This is a genomic window from Candidatus Flexifilum breve, assembly GCF_016713355.1.
On the sequence record NZ_JADJPI010000002.1, the window covers coordinates 1 to 18,676 of the forward strand.

General features: G+C 59.9%; 22 protein-coding genes, 1 other RNA gene and 1 pseudogene. 10 read left to right on the top strand and 14 right to left on the bottom strand.

All coding sequences use genetic code 11. The features are described from left to right. The 4 genes and pseudogenes from IPK17_RS00235 to IPK17_RS00250 form a co-directional block, all read right to left on the bottom strand. Nucleotides 1-305: isocitrate/isopropylmalate family dehydrogenase (locus IPK17_RS00235; RefSeq protein ID WP_343415661.1), on the bottom strand; the 305-nt coding region annotated here is incomplete at its 3' end. A 162-nt stretch (nucleotides 306-467) separates the two neighbouring features. Beyond that, nucleotides 468-626, bottom strand: coding sequence for a hypothetical protein (locus IPK17_RS00240; RefSeq protein WP_343415701.1), 159 nt, complete (start codon nucleotides 624-626; stop codon nucleotides 468-470). Between the two features lie 95 nt (nucleotides 627-721). Beyond that, nucleotides 722-865, bottom strand: a pseudogene (locus IPK17_RS00245) (NADP-dependent isocitrate dehydrogenase); the annotation flags it as partial. After that, nucleotides 862-1,170: an isocitrate/isopropylmalate family dehydrogenase gene (locus IPK17_RS00250; protein ID WP_343415662.1), complete on the bottom strand. Its 309-nt coding sequence runs from the start codon at nucleotides 1,168-1,170 to the stop codon at nucleotides 862-864. The pseudogene IPK17_RS00245 and the gene IPK17_RS00250, both read right to left, overlap by 4 nt. A 222-nt stretch (nucleotides 1,171-1,392) precedes the next feature. On the opposite strand from IPK17_RS00250, the gene IPK17_RS00255 reads away from it, so the two are divergent. From IPK17_RS00255 to IPK17_RS00270, 4 genes are read left to right on the top strand one after another with little or no spacing between them, the layout of a single operon-like run. Next, nucleotides 1,393-2,019 (top strand): hypothetical protein, encoded by a 627-nt coding sequence (locus IPK17_RS00255; protein ID WP_343415663.1) that lies wholly within the window; start codon nucleotides 1,393-1,395, stop codon nucleotides 2,017-2,019. A gap of 16 nt (nucleotides 2,020-2,035) precedes the next feature. Further along, complete coding sequence (locus IPK17_RS00260) at nucleotides 2,036-2,443, top strand: hypothetical protein (RefSeq protein WP_343415664.1); 408 nt, start codon at nucleotides 2,036-2,038, stop codon at nucleotides 2,441-2,443. Next, entirely contained in the window at nucleotides 2,356-2,832 is a 477-nt protein-coding gene (locus IPK17_RS00265; protein ID WP_343415665.1) for a hypothetical protein, read from the top strand. Before IPK17_RS00260 ends, IPK17_RS00265 begins: the two co-directional genes overlap by 88 nt. A 14-nt stretch (nucleotides 2,833-2,846) precedes the next feature. Further along, a complete protein-coding gene (locus IPK17_RS00270; RefSeq protein WP_343415666.1) occupies nucleotides 2,847-3,296 on the top strand; it encodes a hypothetical protein in 450 nt (149 codons plus the stop codon). A gap of 107 nt (nucleotides 3,297-3,403) precedes the next feature. Here the strand turns inward: IPK17_RS00270 and IPK17_RS00275 are convergent, their stop codons facing one another. From IPK17_RS00275 to IPK17_RS00285, 3 genes are all read right to left on the bottom strand, one after another. Beyond that, nucleotides 3,404-4,021, bottom strand: a complete 618-nt coding sequence (locus IPK17_RS00275; RefSeq protein WP_343415667.1) for a phosphohexomutase domain-containing protein — start codon at nucleotides 4,019-4,021, stop codon at nucleotides 3,404-3,406. Then, nucleotides 4,021-4,842, bottom strand: coding sequence for a phosphohexomutase domain-containing protein (locus tag IPK17_RS00280; RefSeq protein WP_343415668.1), 822 nt, complete (start codon nucleotides 4,840-4,842; stop codon nucleotides 4,021-4,023). Before IPK17_RS00280 ends, IPK17_RS00275 begins: the two co-directional genes overlap by 1 nt. 135 nt (nucleotides 4,843-4,977) lie before the next feature. Then, nucleotides 4,978-5,994 carry an iron-containing alcohol dehydrogenase gene (locus IPK17_RS00285; protein ID WP_343415669.1) on the bottom strand — a complete coding sequence of 339 codons (1,017 nt, stop codon included), beginning with the start codon at nucleotides 5,992-5,994 and terminating at the stop codon, nucleotides 4,978-4,980. Nucleotides 5,995-6,228: 234 nt separating this feature from the next. On the opposite strand from IPK17_RS00285, the gene IPK17_RS00290 reads away from it, so the two are divergent. The 5 genes from IPK17_RS00290 (at nucleotide 6,229) to IPK17_RS00310 (ending at nucleotide 12,607) form a co-directional block, all read left to right on the top strand. Further along, nucleotides 6,229-8,031 (top strand): hypothetical protein, encoded by a 1,803-nt coding sequence (locus IPK17_RS00290; protein WP_343415670.1) that lies wholly within the window; start codon nucleotides 6,229-6,231, stop codon nucleotides 8,029-8,031. A 48-nt stretch (nucleotides 8,032-8,079) separates the two neighbouring features. Further along, nucleotides 8,080-9,027 carry a glycosyltransferase family 2 protein gene (locus tag IPK17_RS00295; protein WP_343415671.1) on the top strand — a complete coding sequence of 316 codons (948 nt, stop codon included), beginning with the start codon at nucleotides 8,080-8,082 and terminating at the stop codon, nucleotides 9,025-9,027. Continuing rightward, nucleotides 9,020-9,775, top strand: a complete 756-nt coding sequence (locus IPK17_RS00300) for a GNAT family N-acetyltransferase (RefSeq protein WP_343415672.1) — start codon at nucleotides 9,020-9,022, stop codon at nucleotides 9,773-9,775. Before IPK17_RS00295 ends, IPK17_RS00300 begins: the two co-directional genes overlap by 8 nt. 6 nt (nucleotides 9,776-9,781) lie before the next feature. After that, nucleotides 9,782-10,708 carry a methionyl-tRNA formyltransferase gene (locus tag IPK17_RS00305; protein ID WP_343415673.1) on the top strand — a complete coding sequence of 309 codons (927 nt, stop codon included), beginning with the start codon at nucleotides 9,782-9,784 and terminating at the stop codon, nucleotides 10,706-10,708. A gap of 234 nt (nucleotides 10,709-10,942) precedes the next feature. After that, nucleotides 10,943-12,607 (top strand): ribonuclease J, encoded by a 1,665-nt coding sequence (locus IPK17_RS00310; protein ID WP_343415674.1) that lies wholly within the window; start codon nucleotides 10,943-10,945, stop codon nucleotides 12,605-12,607. 86 nt (nucleotides 12,608-12,693) lie between these two features. On the opposite strand, the gene IPK17_RS00315 is transcribed toward IPK17_RS00310, so the two are convergent. Next, a complete protein-coding gene (locus tag IPK17_RS00315; protein ID WP_343415675.1) occupies nucleotides 12,694-15,135 on the bottom strand; it encodes a DUF4129 domain-containing transglutaminase family protein in 2,442 nt (813 codons plus the stop codon). 144 nt (nucleotides 15,136-15,279) lie between these two features. Between IPK17_RS00315 and rnpB the strand changes: the two genes are divergently transcribed. Further along, nucleotides 15,280-15,619, top strand: an RNA gene (rnpB, locus tag IPK17_RS00320) — RNase P RNA component class A. A gap of 65 nt (nucleotides 15,620-15,684) precedes the next feature. Here rnpB and IPK17_RS00325 read toward each other — a convergent pair. From IPK17_RS00325 to IPK17_RS00350, 6 genes are all read right to left on the bottom strand, one after another. Further along, on the bottom strand, nucleotides 15,685-16,053 hold the full coding sequence (locus IPK17_RS00325; protein WP_343415676.1) for a hypothetical protein: 369 nt from the start codon (nucleotides 16,051-16,053) through the stop codon (nucleotides 15,685-15,687). Between the two features lie 285 nt (nucleotides 16,054-16,338). After that, nucleotides 16,339-16,767, bottom strand: a complete 429-nt coding sequence (locus tag IPK17_RS00330) for a hypothetical protein (RefSeq protein ID WP_343415677.1) — start codon at nucleotides 16,765-16,767, stop codon at nucleotides 16,339-16,341. An 11-nt stretch (nucleotides 16,768-16,778) separates the two neighbouring features. Beyond that, nucleotides 16,779-17,066: a hypothetical protein gene (locus IPK17_RS00335; RefSeq protein ID WP_343415678.1), complete on the bottom strand. Its 288-nt coding sequence runs from the start codon at nucleotides 17,064-17,066 to the stop codon at nucleotides 16,779-16,781. Next, entirely contained in the window at nucleotides 17,063-17,914 is an 852-nt protein-coding gene (locus IPK17_RS00340; RefSeq protein WP_343415679.1) for a tyrosine-type recombinase/integrase, read from the bottom strand. The genes IPK17_RS00335 and IPK17_RS00340 overlap by 4 nt, the downstream gene beginning before the upstream one ends. After that, nucleotides 17,911-18,228, bottom strand: coding sequence for a hypothetical protein (locus IPK17_RS00345; RefSeq protein WP_343415680.1), 318 nt, complete (start codon nucleotides 18,226-18,228; stop codon nucleotides 17,911-17,913). Before IPK17_RS00345 ends, IPK17_RS00340 begins: the two co-directional genes overlap by 4 nt. A 5-nt stretch (nucleotides 18,229-18,233) precedes the next feature. Further along, nucleotides 18,234-18,662 carry a hypothetical protein gene (locus IPK17_RS00350; RefSeq protein WP_343415681.1) on the bottom strand — a complete coding sequence of 143 codons (429 nt, stop codon included), beginning with the start codon at nucleotides 18,660-18,662 and terminating at the stop codon, nucleotides 18,234-18,236. Nucleotides 18,663-18,676: the final 14 nt, after the last annotated feature.

Genomic DNA, 18,676 nt, shown 5'->3' on the forward strand with positions numbered 1-18,676 from the left:
CCATCTGGCACGGGCGAAGTCATGGGTGACGATCTTCTGATCAAGCGTCTTTCATGCACTTGGTGATCAGGTCGCCCCACTTCTTGCCAGCCCATGTGTTCCAGCATCATCCCACCGCTGAACAGCAACGAACCAGGGTTCACCTTGTCCAGATTGGTGTACTTCGGCGCGGTGCCATGCGTCGCCCCTGAACAACGCCACTTCATCGCCGATGTTGGCTCCGGGGCGATACTGACGCCGCCGACTTCCGCCGCGACCGCGTCCGACAGATAGTCGCCGTTGAGGTTGGGGTGCCAGCACGTCAAATTCGGTCGGGCGCGGCAGCATCTTCTGGAAGATGATGTCTGCGATGCTGTCTGAATCAGGATCTTGCCCGCGGGCACTTGCCGCCGTGCTTCTTTTCGACTTCATCCCACAGGGAAAATGGTTTCTTCAGGGGGAATTCCTCGCGCCACTTCGGCTCCACTTCATGAACGCCTTCCGGTGAACTTCTGGATGTTGCCCTTGTGCACCAGTGTGACACTCTTACGCTTACGGTCATCATATTGGATCGCCGCGCGCGACAGGTGCTTAATCGCCGTGTAGTCAAGCGGTGCCGAGGCCCGCGCCTTCGAAGAATTCCGCACTTGCTCTTCTCGCAGGAACTTCGGCTTGGCGTTGTCCCCCGCCCGGATTCGTATTCGATCCCCGCGTACACGTCTTCGGTGTTTTCGCGGAAGATGACCACGTCGACTTCGTCAGGACGCCCAGGCGGGCTGGGGACGCCGTTATACCAGCGGACCGGGCGCACGCACTGATACAGGTCGAGCACCTGACGCAGCGTCACGTTGAGACTGCGGAAGCCTTCACCAACCGGGGTCGTCAACGGGCCTTTGATGCCGACTTTGTACTCGCGCAGCGCCCGAAGGTTTCTTCGGGCATGTAGTTACCGCCGTAGAGATCCGCCGCTTTTTCGCCGCAGTAAATCTCCATCCATGCGATTTTGCGCTTGCCGTTATAAGCTTTTTCGACAGCGGCATCCCAGATGCGTTTGCTGGCACGCGTGATGTCTCCGCCGATCCCGTCCCCTTCGATGAAGCAGATAATGGGGTTGTCAGGCATATTCAACTTACCGTTCTCGACAGTGACCTTAACACCCTCGGACGGCACGACGATTTTGTCGAACGCCATAAGCGTAATCTCCTTGCAGTTGCTTTCGTTTTATAACAGTGTTCAGATAGCGGTACGCATTATAACAGCGTGCAGCGGGTTGTGCGATATTTCTCCGCATTGAAATAGCATGTGCAGGTCTTTGTCGTCCTGCGCTCAACGTGCTGTCCGGTTTTGCGATTTTCGGCACATTCGCTTAGACTAAGGAATGCACAGCGCTTGCGCTCGAAGAGGGGAAATGCCATGACCGGATTAGGCATTATTGAAGTCGCCATCGGTTTGATTTTTGTCTACAGTCTGTTGAGCATCATCGCGACGACGCTCAACACGATCATTGCCTACTTGTTTAAAACGCGCGCCCGCCACCTGAAGCAGGGGTTGGACGCGATTCTCAGTGATCCCGAAGTCAAAGACCTGTTTCTGCATCACCCGCTCATCAATATGGTAGAGCAGCGGATTCGCGTCCGGGCGCACTGGCAGGAAGTGATCGTCCGGTTGGTGACGAACCTCATCCGTTTTAACTGGCGGCACCCGTTGGCGCAGGCGCAGGCGCGCGCACAGGAGACGGCCTCGCTCAACCGCGTCGAGTGGATTGACCCGAAGATTTTCTCTAAAGTCATGACCGACATCCTCGCGGAAAAGGCCGCGCTCACGCTGTTTGCGCCGCTCTACGGCGTCATCGACAGCGTGCTCGAAGGCGCGGAACGCGACCGCCTGTCCCATATGGTCGATCTGCTGCCGGGTGGTTCGCTCGCGTTTGAGGAATTCCAGCGCGAGATCTACAAACTCGGCGATCCGTCGGATCGCGACGAACTGCAAAAAGGTCTACAACCAGATCGACGCGCGGCGCAAGGCGCTCAACCTGAATAATCAGGATGGCAGCCGCGTGATGCCGCTGCTCGAAGGCCTGCGCTATGTCAACGAAGACTCGTTCCGCAAAGCGGTCAAAGTGCTGGTGACTTCCGCGCGCACGCTCGACGAAGCGCAGCAGCAGCTTGAAACGTGGTTTGATCAGCGCATGGATCAGCTCACCGAGCTGTACAAGCGGCGCATCACCCTGTTCTCGCTGGGCATCGGGATTTTTTTGGCGATCGTGCTGAACGCCGATTCGCTCCAGATTGCCCGCTCGCTCTTTGATGATCCGTCGCTGCGCGCGGCGGTGGTCGCAGCGGCAGATCAGGTCGTGGACAGCGGGAACTTCAGCAGTTGGTTCCCACGGCCACGCCGACGCTTGAACCGACACTCGAACCCACGCCCGAAGCGACGGTTGAGGCGCGCGCCGAAGCGGGGTTGAGCGCGCAGGTCGTTGAGCCAACGCTCGAACCGACGCCCACGCCCGAACCTGCCGCCGAGACAGATCCGCTGGTCGAAACGACCGTCGCCATCGCGCAGGTCGAACAGCTTCTGAACCGCTTGTTGGCGCTCAACCTGCCGATTTCGTGGGAAAACACACCGCTCACGGTCGACTGCTTCACCTCAGACGGCGATTCGCGGTTGCTGTGCGATAACACGCGCAATCTGTGGCTGCTCAACCCGTCCAATAATCCGGACTGGCTCGGCTTCATCCTGCGCAAGCTGATCGGCATCGCCATTACCAGCCTCGCCATCGCGCAGGGCGCGCCGTTCTGGTTTGACCTGCTCAACCGGCTCGTGCGTGGTCGAAGCAGCAGTTCCAGCAGCTAACGGAGGCGTGCGCAATGAACCCACTGGAACTCGGCATTCTCATCACGGTTGTAACGCTCGTCATTGTCGGCATCATCATGGTCGTGACGCTGCTGATTCTCAGCCGAGTGTCACGGGCGCAGATCGCGAAGGCCCGGGAACAGTTTCCGCAGGCACTGGCGGTGCTCAACGCCAATTTCGCCGGCCTGACCGCCGATCCCGGCGTGCGCCTGCGCGGGAACGGCATTCTGGTTATCACGCGTGATGAGCTGTACTTCAAGCAGTGGGTGACGAACCGCGAATTTCGTGTTCCGACCCGGGCGGTTCAGTCGGTGGAGTTAGTACAGAACTTCATGGGACGCTGGTCGTTCACGCCGATTCTCAAGGTGAACTTCATCGGGTCAGAGGGTCAAGGGGTGGCAATTGGCTGGCACGTGCGCGACGCCGAGAGCGTCAAACAGCAGATCGAAGCCTTGATTAAGTGATATAAATGCTCAACGCAAAGGCGCAACGTCGCTAAGACGCAAAGAAAGGGTTTAAAACTTTCTCTTTGTGTCCTTGCGTCTTCGCGCCTTTGCGTTGAATCTTTTGGTTAGTGCCCGGTGACGCGCTGACCCATCGCGTCGCCCGCTTCCAGCAGCGCCTTGACCGCTTCCGGCGTGCGCGCTTCCGCATAGGTGCGCAGCACGGGTTCCGTCCCGCTCGGGCGGATCAGCAGCCACGAATTGTCGCTCATGTAGAACTTGATGCCGTCCATCGTGTCGACGCGCACGACCTGCTCGCCGTTGAGCGTCGCCGGGGCGCTGTCTTGCAGTGCTCTGACGATCTGTTTCTTCGGTTTTTGCGCCGTAAGGTGCACGTCCAAGCGCGAATAGTGCGCCGGGCCGTGTTCCGCCTGCAAATCCGCGACGATTTCGTGCAGCGGCGCGCCTTCCGTCGCCATAATTTCGAGCAGCAGCAGTCCCATGATGATGCCATCGCCTTCGGGGATGTGCCCCTTGATGCTGATGCCGCCGCTTTCCTCGCCGCCGATCAGAATGTCTTTGTGCATCATCAGGTCGCCGATGTGGTTGAAGCCGACCGGCGTCTCATGCAGCGTGAGGTTGTGCTTCCGGCAGATCGAATCGATCATCAATGTGGTCGAGACGGTCTTGACGACTTCGCCCGTCTGCCCCTTGCGTTCGACCAGATGCCGCAGCGCCAGCGCCATCACGTGATGCGGGTCGATGAAGTTGCCGCGTGCATCAACCGCGCCGATGCGATCCGCGTCGCCATCGGTCGCGAGGCCGACATCGGCTGGTTGCGCTGCACGGCAGCGACCAGCTCGTTGAGGTTCTTGAGGATCGGTTCGGGGTGAATGCCGCCGAAACCGGGGTTGAGCGCGCCGCGAATTTCGGTCACGTGGCAGCGCGTGCGTGACAAAATGCTCGTGAAGGCGCCGCGACCCGCGCCCCACATCGCGTCCGAGACGATATTCAGCTCACCTTCGGAGATTTTGTCGAGGTCGACGAGTGTGGCGAGATGCTGATAGTACGACCACGCCGGGTCAAAGCGCCGGATCAGACCCTGATCGACCGCTTTCTGAAATTCCATGATGTTCGGGCCGCGCGCATCGCGTTCCATGTCAACCAGCGCCTCTTCGACGCGGGCGCATTCCTCGGCAGTCGCGCTGCCGCCATAGCTCGCCTTGAGCTTGAAGCCGTTGTAGCGCGGCGGGTTGTGGCTCGCGGTGATCACGACGCCCGCGTCGGCGCCGATTTCCTTGACATTGTAGGAGATCGCAGGCGTGGGAGAGTCGGTGCGCGTCAGCCACGCGATGATGCCATTGCCCGCCAGCACGCGCGCCGTTTCCGCCGCGAATCGGTCAGAGAGGAAGCGCGTATCATAGCCGATCACGACCTGCGGCGGTTCGCTGCCGACGTGGTTCTTCTTGACCGAGTCGGCGACGGCCTGCGAGATCATGCGCAAATTAGCGAAGGTGAACGTGTCGGCGATCACCGCCCGCCAACCATCCGTACCAAAGCGGATCATAGTCTTTGCTGTCCTTCTTGCTTGAGGTGTACTTACATTGACAAAGACGCTGTCTGCGTCACACCGGGTGAGTGGACTCACGCCAGGTGCGACGAGTTCACAGCCCACACCACGGTGGGCTGAGCGTCAATGGGCTTAGCTCGATTTGTCCAGCCCGGTCTGCGCCAGAATTTCGTCGACGCGTTCCGAGGTGAGGTCGAGATCGTTCAAAATGCTGTACGGCAGGTTGTGCTTGCGTACGTAGTTCGGCAGGATGTTGATGGTGTCGCGGATGTCCTGTGCCGTCAGTTGGTTGAGGCGAATGCCCGCCGATTCCAGCGTGGAGCGGATCGACGAGACGTCCTGATTGTGCAGGGCGGCGGAGATGAGAATGCCCGGCGCGACCATATCGGCATACGTCATATGGCGCGTGACCATGCGCGGTTCGAGCGCGTAGGCGAAGTACTGTTCGCTGCCTTCTTGCGGGCGCGTGTGCCCCAGTTGATTGGTGATCTGCACTTCGAGACACATCAGATCGAGCAGGTTGCGCAGCGCTTCGACGTTGCCACGTCCAACGCCCGCCGCGATCTTGAAGGCTTGCTGGGCGATGCCTGCCATGACCTTGGCCGCCCATTCGACGTAGCGCATGTCCGCCGTGTTCTTGTTATGCTCGGCAGCGTACTTCCAGTCGAGCAGCCCGGTGACAATCGTCAGCAGTTCGACGATGGCCGCGCCCTGGTAATGCTGCGGCGCGGTGCGAATCACGTCCCAGTCGATGTAAATGCGTTCCGCGGGGCCGGTCTCAACATAGCTGACCGAACCGCCGCCGCGCATGGCGACGATGGGCGTGAAAAAACCATCGACCGACAAGGCGGTCGGCATGCCGACGGCGGGCAGCCCGCGGCGCGAGGCGATATATTTGGCGGCGTCGGCCACCATGCCCCCGCCGATCCCGTAGACCGCTTCAACTTCAGGTGGCAGATCAGCCGCGAGGCCGTCCAGATAATCCGCTTCCAGTCGTTCCGGGTTAGCCTGTACCACAATCGGCAGACTCAGCAGGGAGTTGACTGCGCGCCACGCGCGTTCCCCGGCGAGCAGGGCGATCGGGCGCTCTTCCACAATATCGACCAGATGCGTGATCTCCACGTTAGGGAGGGAATAGATCGTCGTCATTCAGGGCGCTCTCCGTTAAATGAGGGCTGCAATTTATAGGCTAGATAATACTCGGAATTGCGTTTCTTTTCCAATCGTTAGGTCAATGCGGCCAGTCGCCGCCGTCCACGTGGCTGTTGGGGGAGCCGCGCGCCGCAAATTTTGCTCCCAAGATCGCGAACAAAATGACTTGAAGGATAGGCGCGGATAAGACACAATTACGGTGTATTTAGAAATATGACGGGAGTTTCAACAATGCGGATGTCTCTGCCGACTAATGACGCACTGACGGCGTTCAGTCAGGATGTTCCGTGGCTGGAAATAGAGCGCCAACGGCGGCAGTTCAACCGCCAGTTAGACACGCTGCAGCACGCGGGTGATACACTGCCCCTCAACAAGTTGTCCGAAGCGGTGGGCGCTCCGGTCAGCCTCTACAAAACTGACGACGCTGCCGGTTCTGGTGGAAATGTCATTCTTTCAGAATACGGTGGCCGCAAGATTATTTTGGGCAGTGTCGTCAGCAGTCGTTACCGCGCTGGGCATAGTCTGGCCGAAAGCATTGTCCCGTACAACATGAACCCCAGCGTCAACCACACCAATGTGGCGGAGACGGAAGACTCGATCACCCGGATGCGCGTGATCGGCGCGGAGATCGAACTCGGCTTGCTGCATCCGGATGGCGCATCGCCCTCGGAACAGTCCGTGCAGAATTTCATGAGTGCTTATTACAACCATGCGCTGCGCATCGGCATTTACCCCAAGCTGGATCGCGAAGCCTGCCAGTATCAGGTCGAAGCGCACATCGCGCCGAGCGTCGGCTATGTGAAGACGCGCAACGCGCTCAACGGCATTTTGACCGCGCTCGCCGCAGCCAGTCAGGATACCGGGTTGATCACCGCCGTCTTTTCGTGCTACCCGACCGAATCTGACTTCAAGATGACCGATCACCCGAAGGTGCAGACGGCGGTCGATCTCATGCTGGAAGTCAACGGCCTGTTCCCGGAATACGCGCAGCGTCTGGCTGACGCGCAGGCGCGCTTCCATGTTGACCCGGCGACCTGCCACCATGTGAACATGTTCCGCAATCAGGGCTGCCACATCCACATTGATCTGGCGGGACGCTCCGAAGCGCTCGGCTTGCTCACGTTCTACACCATCCTCAAGAGCGCGACGGCGATCGCCAATTCGGCGGTGCTCAAGGGCTGCCCGTTCATCAACGGCACCTGCGATGCGGAACTGCTCGACGCGCGCGAATACGTCCGCGCCACGACCGTCACCGGGCGCTATCTCGAACTCCCGATCAGCCCGCATTTGATGGCGAATGGGCTGGATCAGTACGCCGAATTGCTGCTGCTGGAACGCGCCAACGCGACCGGGCGCGCCACCATGTACAATGACGATCTCGGCCTGCCGATTTCGGTGATGCATAACCCGATTGGCCGCGTGCGCCCCGACCTCACCACGTCGAAGCGCGTGTGCACGGTCGAAAGCACGGGCATGCCGACCAACATCAGCGCTTCGCGCATGGCAGCGGTCATCACCGACTTTGAATTCACGCACGCCGTGGTCGAATCGTATTTCCGCAAGCACGGCTGTGACCTCGGCCCGATGCACGACAACAAGGTGATGTGGGACATCCTCGGCCCGCTCTCGATTGAATCGTTCCACGCGCAGCAAGACCAGTCGGATCGTGTCGGTACGGACATGGTGCTGACCACGGCGGGCGGTCGGCAGATGCGCCTCTCCGAGTTCTATTCGCTGAAGCGCCGCTTTATGCATGCCGCGCTCGAAGAGATCGACGAAGTGATGCCCCGCGACATCGACGAGGTGTATACCAGTCTGGAACGGATGCTCGAACCGCTCAGCGGTCACGAAGCCGAAACGATCCAGCAGTATATCAACGATCCCAAGCTGCGCAGCACGGGGAACTGGGGACGCATTCTGCGCAACGCCTACATTGAACAGGGCGGCGTGCCCGGCGAACACTGCCCGGACGCGGTGCTCAAGGTCGTGCAGGAGACGCATGCCGCCATGCACCAGCGCTATCTGTACAGTTAATGCCGCCAGGACGCCCGCGGTTCGGCGTCCGCTGAGGAACTAAACGATTTGGAATCGATCTCCGTTGTCATTCCGGCATACCGCAGCAGCGAAAGCCTGCCCCCGCTCATCGCCGAACTGGAGCGCGTGCTCCCCACGTTGACGGGTGGCGCGCCGTTTGAGGCGATCATCGTCAACGATGGCAGCCCGGACGGCGGTAAAACGTGGGCGGCGATTCGCGAACTGGCCGCGAGCTACCCGTGGGTGCATGGCATCAATATGATGCGCAACTATGGGCAGCACAACGCGCTCCTCTGCGCCATTCGCCAAGCGCGCTACGAGTTGATCGTCACCATTGACGACGATTTGCAGCATCCGCCGTCCGAAATCGCCAAAATGCTGGACTATCTCCGCGCCAACGATCTGGATGTCGTGTACGGCGCGCCGGAACACGAACAGCACGGCCTGCTGCGCGATCTCGCGTCACAGGCGACCAAGGTGGTGCTCCAGAGCAGCATGGGTGTCGATATCGCGCGCAAAGTCAGCGCGTTTCGCGTGTTCCGCGCGGTTCTGCGCGACGCCTTCGCCAACTACAGCAGCCCGTATGTCTCTATCGACGTACTGCTGACGTGGGGCACCACCCGCTTCGGCGCGGTGACCACGCGGCATGAGCAGCGCACGATTGGCGTCTCCGGTTACACCCTGAGCAAGCTGATTCGCCACGCCATCAACATGATCACCGGGTTCAGCACACTGCCGCTGCAAGTTGCCAGCATCATTGGTTTGGTACTCGCCGCGTTCGGGGTGATCATTCTGGTGTATGTGATCGGACGCTACCTGGTCGAAGGGCAGGTGGTGCAGGGCTTCCCGTTCATCGCCTCGATCATTTCGATTTTCAGCGGAGCGCAGTTGTTCGCGCTCGGCGTCATCGGCGAATACTTGGCGCGCATTCACTTCCGCACGATGGACCGCCCGGTTTATACGGTGCGTGAACACACACAGGAGCGGCATGACTGATCTTTGCCAACGCCTCGACTGGGATTCCGACTTCTTCGGCTTTAACATTGGCCGCGCCAACGTCAATCAGCTGACCGCGGAGACGTTGACGCAGATCGAAACATGGTGCGCGGAGCAGCCGGTCGACTGCCTGTACTTCCTCGCCGATTCGGCGGATCGTCAAACGGCATGGTTGGCGCAGCAGGGCGGTTTCATCTACGTTGATAACCGTGTCGTGCTGACGGCGAAGCTCACCGGGCCGCCACCGCAGCCCACCGCCATCCGCTTGAGCCGCCCGGAAGACCTGCCCGTGCTCAGGGAAATTGCCCGCACGGGACACCGGGACTCGCGTTTCTATTTTGACCCGGTCATCCCCGACAATCGCTGCGATGATCTCTTTGTGACTTGGATTGAGCGGAGCATGGCCGGGGCGATTGCCGATGCGGTGCTCGTCGCCCTGGTCGACGAGCAGCCCGTGGGCTATTCGGCCCTGCAAATCGCGCAGACGCCGGAAGGCCGCCGCGCCAAGCTCACCTTGATCGCCATTGGCGAGCAGGCGCGCGGTCAAGGCTTAGGCTCCAGCCTCGTTCAGGGGACGCTGCGCTGGTTCTGGGAGCGCGATTTCCGCACGGTTGAGGTGGTCACGCAGGGGCGCAATGTGGGCGCGCAGCGTTTATATACCCGGCAGGGATTTGTCCCGACGGCGACTGGCAGTTGGTATCATCGCTGGTCCACGGCTGTTCTCGCCCGCCAGCGGAAGCTAGGTTAACGGCAAATGCGCATTGCTTTGCTGTGTGCGACGCGGCGCGGCTTCCGTGTCCTCGAACAATTGATTCGTCAGCAGCCGGAGGCCGAACTGATCGTGTTCAGCTTTCGCGAAGAGGCGCACGAACCGCCGTTTCTGGATGATATCCAGCAGTTGGCGGAAGCGCATGGCGCAGCCTTCTACGAGGCGCGGCAGGTCGGCGCGCCCAAGTGGGCGGATTTCTGGGCGAACACTCCCATCGACTTGATGTTGACCGTCAGTTGGCGCTATCTCATTCCGCGCGAAGTCTATGAGCGGGTGCGCCTGGGGACGTACGTGCTGCATGATTCGCTGCTGCCCGCCTACCGCGGTTTCGCGCCGACGGTGTGGGCGATCATCAATGGGGAAGATCACACCGGCGTCACCCTGTTTGAGATCGCCGAGGGCGTCGACAGCGGCCGCATCATCGCGCAGCAGCGTGTCCCAATTGGCCCCGACGACACTATCGCCGATGTGATGGAAGCCGTCACGCAAAGCTATTTGGCGGTGCTGGCGGCGCAGCTCCCCGCGCTGCTGGACGGGACGGCGGGGCGCACGGAACAGGACGAAAGCCGCGCGACCTATACCTGCAAGCGCATCCCCGAGGATAACCGCATCGACTGGACACAGCCGACGGCGGTGATCTACAACCTGATCCGCGCGGTGAGTGCACCCTATCCTGGCGCCTTTACCACGCTCAACGGTCATCGCCTGTATATCTGGGCGGCGCAGCGCGTCGCCGTGCCGCCCTACGTAGGGCGCGTGATCGGGCGCGTGATCGAGATTCGCCGCGGCGAAGGGGTGGTCGTGCTGACGAGCGATGGCGCGCTGCTCATCCAGCGGGTGAGCTGGGAAGGGGAGCCGCCCGTGGCCGCCGAGCAGATTCTCAACAACCTGTCGCATACGCTGGGAAGATGAGCAGATTCTCAAGGTTTACGCCGTAATGTGGATAGACAGATCGCGCGTTTGAGATTTATGCTATAATGGCCATAAATAGTTGATGTTCATCAGACTTTTAATGATCGTCTGCTCGGAAGCTCCGCCGAGCGGTCCCAAAGAGATTGCATAAATTTATTACGAGACTTGCATTTAATGTAAGCTATCTTTCGTATTGAAAGGAAGACGGGGGCGCCTGTGTGCGCCCATTCACCTATGGCAAAAACAAAACCGAAGCTCCGAATCGTCCCGATTGGTGGGTGCGGGGAAATCGGAAAGAATATGACTCTGTTCGAGTATGGGCGCGACGCGTTCATCATCGATACCGGGGTGATGTTTCCTGCAAATGACATGCTGGGCGTCGACTATATCATTCCTGATTTCCGCTACATTCTCGAACGTAAAGACCTGATCCTGCATGGGATCGTCTACACTCATGGTCACGAAGACCATACGGGTGCGGTGTCCCATGTCATCGACCAGTTCCGCAAAGTGCCGATCTACGCCACACCGCTCACGGCCGCGCTCCTCGAAGTCAAGCTGCGCGACGCGCGCCTGAGCAATGAGACGACCATCAACGTGTTCAAACCCGGCGATACCATCACCGTGGGGCCGTTCACGCTGGAAAGCTACCATGTCACCCACAGCATTCCCGACTGCGTGGGTTTTGGCATCAACACGCCGCACGGCTTGATCGTCTACAGCGGCGACTACAAATTCGATAACACGCCGATTGACGGTAAGCGCACTGATTACGCCAAGCTGGCGGAGTTCTCCCGCCGCGGCGTGCTCATGCTCATGGGCGACAGCACCAACTCGGAAAAACCGGGCTGGACGCAGTCGGAGATCATCGTCAATGCCGCCTTTGACGACATTTTCCGCGATGCCAAGGGCCGCATCATTGTGGCGACTTTCGCCTCGCACATTTCGCGCATTCAGCAGGTGGCTAACTTGGCACGGCGCTATGGCCGTAAGCTTGCGATTGCGGGTCACAGCATGCGCGAGAACGTCAAAACGTCGCTCAAGATTGGTCTGCTCGACATTCCCGACGATATGATCGTCGAACTGGATCGCATCAGCAGCTACCAACCGCAGAGTATTGTCATCATGGCGACGGGTTCGCAGGGTGAACCGACCGCCGTGCTCGGACGGTTGGCGACGGGGCAGCATCGCAGCCTCGACGTAATGGAAGGCGACACGATTGTGCTGTCGTCGCACACCATCCCCGGCAACGAAGAAACGGTCAGCCGCACGATCAACCGCCTGTTCCAGCGCGGCGCAGAAGTCATCTACGACCCGATTGCGCCCGTGCACGTGTCCGGTCACGCGAATCAGGAAGAAATGCGCCTGCTGATGAGCCTGACGAACACGAAGTTCTTCATGCCCATTCACGGTGAACTGCGCCATCTGCGCGCGCATGCGCGGTTGGCGATGCAGTCAGGCATCCAGCCGCAAAATGTGTTTGTGGTCGAAAACGGGCAGGTGATCGAAGTGGATCGCCACGGCGCGCGGATGACCAATGAACGCATCCCCGGCGGCTACGTCTTTGTGGACGGCAGCGGTGTGGGGGATATCGGTCGCGCTGTGTTCCGGGATCGCGAGATTCTGGCGCGCGACGGTTTCATGATGGTGGTGGCAACGGTCGATGCCGACGGACGACTGATCGGCGATCCCGAAATCATCTCGCGCGGCTTCATCTATTTGAAAGACGCCGATGAATTGCTCGAACAGACCAAGAGCACGGTGATCGAAGTGCTCAACAGCACCCGGCAGATCCGCAATGGTCGCCGCCGGGATCGTCTGCAGGAAGCCCTGAGCCGCATGCTCTACAACGAAACCAAACGCCGCCCGATGGTGTTCAGCCTCATCAACGAGCGGTAAACGCGGACTGAGTAACTACAGGACTGAGGACTGAGTGAAGCCAACATGGCTCTTTCACAGCTACCTCGTTTCTTTACCGCAGTCCTTTATTTCTTCCACGGCATAAACACACGGCGGAACCAGCGCGCCAGAATGTTCGAGCGCGCATCGACCCAAGCGCGGTCAGCAGTCTCATGCTGCAGCGCTTGATCGGCTTCACGCGCCGGACGTCCGTAACGCTCGGAGCTGTAGAGCCGCGTGATCGCGTTGATGGGCGGCTCGGCAAGCGGTAGTTCGCGCACAATGGTTTGCGCGCGTTCGCTGGGCGTCTGCTGCGGCGATGTGCGAATGCCGATCATCGGGATATAGCGTTCGAGGCGGGCGTAAGCGCGCGCAATTGGGCTCATCCCACGCATCCCGCGCCATTCCCACCACCAGTAAATGAACACGCCCAGCCCTGCGAGCAGAATTACGGCCAGCAAGACCAGCAATGCCCCGGCAATCGCCGGAATCAGGAACGAGAGCGGTGAGCGCGGCTGTGGGCGAATCGGCGGCGGCTGCGTCGGGATGATCACGGGCGTGGGGGAGGGCGTTGGTGTCGGCGTGTTAGTCAGCGTAGGCGGAATGAGATCCGAGCGGCTGTCGGTCGGCGCGACATCCTGCGGTTCCGGCGTGTTAGTCGGCGTCGGCGAGGGCGTGAAGGTCGGCGTCGCGCTCGGCGGCTGTGTCGGAGCGATCAGCGCGGGCGGGTCATCGTTTTGACGCACGAAGGGCGGCTGCGCCGCAGTTGGCTCAAACTCCACCCAGCCGTAACCGGGGAAGTAAACCTCCACCCATGTATGCGCGTCTTTTTCGCGCACGACATAGGCGTTTTCAGCCGCATCCCATTCACCTTGCGCGAAGCCTGCCGCCATGCGCGCGGGGATACCCATGGTGCGCAGCATGACCACCATCGCCGACGCGTAGTAGTTGCAGTAGCCGCGCCGCAGATCGAACAACACCCAATCTACCGCATCCTGATTGGCGGGCGGCACCGGGATCGTCTCGCTGTACGTGATGTTGGCGCGCAGCCAGGCCTCAAGCGCTTTGGCGCGGTCGTACGGCGTCACTGCGCCCGCTTCGTTGACGATCTGTTGGGCGAGCTGCAGCGTGCGGGCCGTCGCGCTGGGGATGTACGACGTATATGTGTCGCGCACCCACTGCGGATAGTTCGTCCCCGCTTGCCGCAGTTGATCGCCCGTCGCGTTGCTCATCAGGCTGGTCGCTGAATACGACTCGCCTTCGTAGACGACGCGCATCGGACGGATGACCGAAATCACCATGCTCTGATCGGGCGAATTCTCGGCGGCGGTATAGCTCAAGTCCGTGCGCGTCGGCAGGTCGACGCGGAGCGGCTGCGGCGCAGTATACACTAAGCGTGACGCATTCAAACCCATCGTGAAGATCTGCTGGACGGGCACGCGCGCGCCGGGGAAGTAGGCTTCATGCAGGATATCCAGCGGCGCATCGGGATCCGTCAGGCGAATCTGCGCGGCAGAGGTCCACGTCCCGGCGTTGTAGTTGTCGAAGGTGCGTGACCGCCAGTAGTAGCGTCGACCCTGTGGGGCGCTGGCGAGAAACACGACTTGATCGCCCAAACGGATCGATCCGCTGAGGCTGAGTTCGTCGCTGCCGTAGTAATCGGTCGTGGCCGGGCCTTGCGTCTCAGCCGATTCGAACAGGCGATTCCAGAACTCGCTGAACTGCATCAGCGGGTCGTTTTGCAGGAATTCCTGAAAGCGGTTGAGCCGCTCCTGAATGTCGTTGGAGGGAATGATGAAGGCGGCGGTCAAAATTACCAACGCCAGTACCGCGCCCACGCGGAAAAACTGGTTACGGACCTTGCGCGGGAAGCGAATGCCCCGCAGATACCAGTCCCACTCACGCGCGTCGAGGTTCGAGCGGATGACCAACAGCAGACACAGGAACACGAACAGGATCAGGTAGCCGTCGAGGTTGTTCGCCCCGGTGTAGTAGATGCTGTTCGCCAATAAAATCAGCGCGGGCGGTAGAATTGCGCGCCACACGCGGTCGATGCGAAACAGATGCCATGACAGGTTGTAGCCGAGAAACCAGAACAGACTGGATACCAGCAGCGTGAAGATCAGATTGTCCTGGTTAATGCCACCCGTCGACGCGTCGACAATCCAGGTGAACAGGCGGATGAACACGTTATAGATGCCGCGCCCCAATCCCGCGGGGTCGTTGAGCGCGGCGATCAGCACGACGAAACAGCCGCCGTAAATGGTGGTGATGATTAAGCCGATCAGCTCGTTGTACTGGCTGCGCGCCAGCACAAAGCCGAAAAACACGCTCAGCGCCGCGACGGGCAGCAGCGTGCGCATATCGAGCAGCCACCCGGCGCTGTTCAGCGACAGGGCGGGCATGAGCAGCAAAAGCACCGCGATCACCAGCGCGGTGATCTCCCCGTGGGCGTAATAGGAACGCACGCGCTGAAGCAGGCGGCGCAGTGAACGCTGGGGAGAACTCGGTTTGACGAGGGTAGCCATCCACACTTCCTGTAACAATACCTGTCTCATTGTAAAGGCGGCGCGGAGTGCTGACAACCCACGTGTACCCAACTATTTACCCGCTCTTCATGTGAATCCGCCCTCTATCTAGCGCGTACAAGCGTCTATAATGGCAGGTGTGTCCAAGCAGGTCAGGTGATCGCGGCGCTGCGGCGTCGAGGAAAGTCCGTCCTCCACAGGGTGCGGTGCCGGCTAACAGCCGGGCGGGGCGACCCGACGGAATAGGGCAACAGAGAGGCGTATTGCCGTCTGCAAGGGCGGCGAGGGTGAAACGGTGGTGTAAGAGACCACCAGCGTCGGCAGTAATGTCGGCGGCTAGGCAACCCCCACCGGGAGCAAGGCAAAGCAGGCGCACTGGGGCGACCCGTCCCGCGCCGGGTATGCTGCTAGAGGCGGCGAGCAATCGCCGTCCCAGATAGATGATCACCCACGACAAAAGGCGGCTTATCGATTCGCTTGGACACAACAAAAACGCCCGTCGAATTTGACGGGCGTTGCTTCAGGGACAGGGGAGAGAGCTTGGCGGCGCTACCCTGTCTTTTTGTTCGCCAGTGTGTAGTAAGTCCCTGTCCAATCGCGGCGGACTTCGATCAATGCCCCGGTTCGAATCATGTGACGGGCTAAGAAGATATTGATCCCGTTGGTGACGTAGGGGCGTGCCGACCATTTGGCGTGTCCTGCACTTCCCCCAAAATCAGACACGTAGATTTCGATCTCATGCCCTCTGTTAACATGGTACTCAATCGAATTTCGTAACGCGCTTTCCTGTGCTTCAATGTCGGCAAGCAAGGCTAACGCCAGTTCGATCCGCTGATCGTCAACCTTTTTGCGCTCTCTGTATGCTTTCTGCTTTTCCGCCGCGTTACGATATTCGGCGGGGCGTCCTCGATTTGTCATGATAAGGCCATTTCTCAGAACAATGCCAATTGGACGGGTAAAACGTCGGCTGTAGCCTCTGCCCACTCGATTGCGGGCGAGTCATCCGGCATGGCGGCGCACGAACGACGGTGCACGATCAACGCTTGTTCGCATTGCTGAGTGTCGGCATTGAAAACCACCCACCCACACCAACAAATTGCGCTGTGTTGGGCTGTAGCGGTCATCCGCTTCACGATGTCCAGTAGGTTCATAAGCGGAAATATGTAAAAGCACGGTTGCAGGACATCGCGCGGAATGCTGGCGTCAGTCGAACAGGGCGAACAATGCAAACCGCCCCAGCGTAGAAATCAATCGTTGTCCCCGGCTCATGCTCTTGCCCTTGTGAATCGCGGCTTTACGGTAGAACGGGAGAGCTTGATTCAGGCGGATGTATTCCGTTTCCCACTGTCCGACCGTCTCACCCCAGTCTTGCCCCCATTTGCAGTATCCGCGCGTCTCTACGATCGCCAAGTGCCCATTCTTTGCTTTGTGCAGTTGGCTTACATACGACGTTTCCGCGATGCCCCGATCCTCCTCATAATCGTCATACCATTCATCCTCGTAGTAGTCATCAGCGGGCGTGTCGTCTAGCTCTCCTAGCCCGTCGCAGACCCAACACTTCCCCCAGACTTTCTCGGTCTCACTGTAAACCTCGCCAATGCCAACACAAACCGTGCAGCGAATCTTAGTCATGGTCGACTCTCCTAAAACGGAATCCGATCCTTCGGATCGATGCGAAAGAAGCGTAGGGCGAACAACACCACGGCGGACACGATCCGAAGGATCGGATTCCGTTTGTCAACCACAGGGGGAAGGGGCAGCGTGTCAAATTCTGTGTCCACGTAGTACACCCCGTATTCCTCCCACGAGTCGTCGTAGGGGCGAAATCCTACGCCCTCGCAGGCCTTGCACGTCTCCCAACGCTGGCGATCCTCGTCAAAAAGTTCGCCCTCACCTAAGCACGCGGGGCACGTCGTATCTTTCAGGTTCATTTCATCACCTCTGCAAGTGGACTCTGCTCAATAGCTGCTCTCTTGCCCGCGCTGGTGGCGTGGGCATACATGGCGGTCGTGTCGATCCGCTTATGGCCTGCCAACTCTTTAACCGTGTGAATAGGAACGCCCCGCTCCAACCGATGCGACACGAACGAATGACGCAACGAGCGGAACGTGTACCCGTGCCCGTCCAGACCACAGCGCGCAAGGTGGGCGTAGAACGCGGCGTAAACGCTGTTTTTGCCCCAACCGTCGAACAACCGGTGATCGTCCGCTTGCCCGTCCACCGCGGCCCGCAGCTGCTCAAGAAGCGCGGCGGGGATAGGGAGCGTCCGATCATCTCCTTTGCTCTCACGGCTGATGATTTCGCGGGCCTCGATTTTCACGTCGCCAGCGCGCAAGAAAAACACCTCCCTGAATCGCAGACCCAACCATGCAAAGAGGCCCCATGCCAGCGATTCACGGGCCGATCCGGTGGGCGTGCTGGCGAACGTCCGCAGCTCGTCCTCAGACATGAACACAGGCTCTTTGCGGCGGCGGCGCGGCATAATCAGCCCGCGAACGGCCTGATCGGTGGTGATGCGCTCCAACGCCAACCAACCCCAGAAGGTGGAAAACCCATGCAGAGCGCGGCGGATCGTCCCTACGGCTTTACCATCTTCTTTCATAGCCCGCTGGTAAGCGCGCAGGTCGTCACGGATGATCGCCTCGACGGGCTTATCTTCGAGAAAGCGGGCAAGTCGGCGCAGGTCAGACACATAGCCTGTACAGCTTGCAGGGCGTAGGGCGCGCTCGTTTTCGAGATAGTCCCAATAGCGGGGGATGAGTTCGTTGATTGTCGTCATCTGACCACCTCGTACCAGTACATCAGCACGCCATTGGCGCGGATCGTCTCAAAGCGCGTCAGAAACCCGTCTGAAACGAGGCCCTCGATTGAAGTGATCAGCCACGGTGTTTTCTTGACCTGCAAGGCCCGTGCGATGTCAGCCCGCGAAACCGCCCCATCAGCGCGCTTGCAGGCGTTGTAAATGCGCTCTCGGATGTGGACGGGCGCTAGGGGCGTACCATGCGACGTGTCGTTACTATAGGAGTCTTGAGACGTGTTGTTACCTCCCTCCGATCCAACCAACTTTTCCAGTTCAGCAATCGTGAATTGCATAGCTGCTACTCCTCGACTGTGAGGGGCATTCTCAGCCCGTCAAGCTGGCGAAACTTAGCCCACTTCCCCGCATACGAGCGCGGATCGCTGGCAAGGTGAATTTGCTTCATGCCCCGCAATTCGTCGGCGGGAATGAGGAACGGGATCGGCGCGCCGACCTTTGGGAACGCCAGCAGCAGCACGTAATGCGAGTGGCTTGCATCCGTCTTGACGCGCGCCTGTGTCTGACGCTTCAAACACGCCTGCCAATGCCCGTTTTTGTCACGCCTCATGGCCTTCACTTCCACACGCCACACCTCGCCCGTGTCCGTGTCCAGCACGCGCAGATCGCCCCGCTGATCGCCTCGCCCGATGCGCGCCACGGCATACCCGGCGCGCTCAAATTCGGCGTAGGCAAACGACTCGCCCGCGTTCCCGATTTCCCCGCGCGACATGAGACTCACGTCGC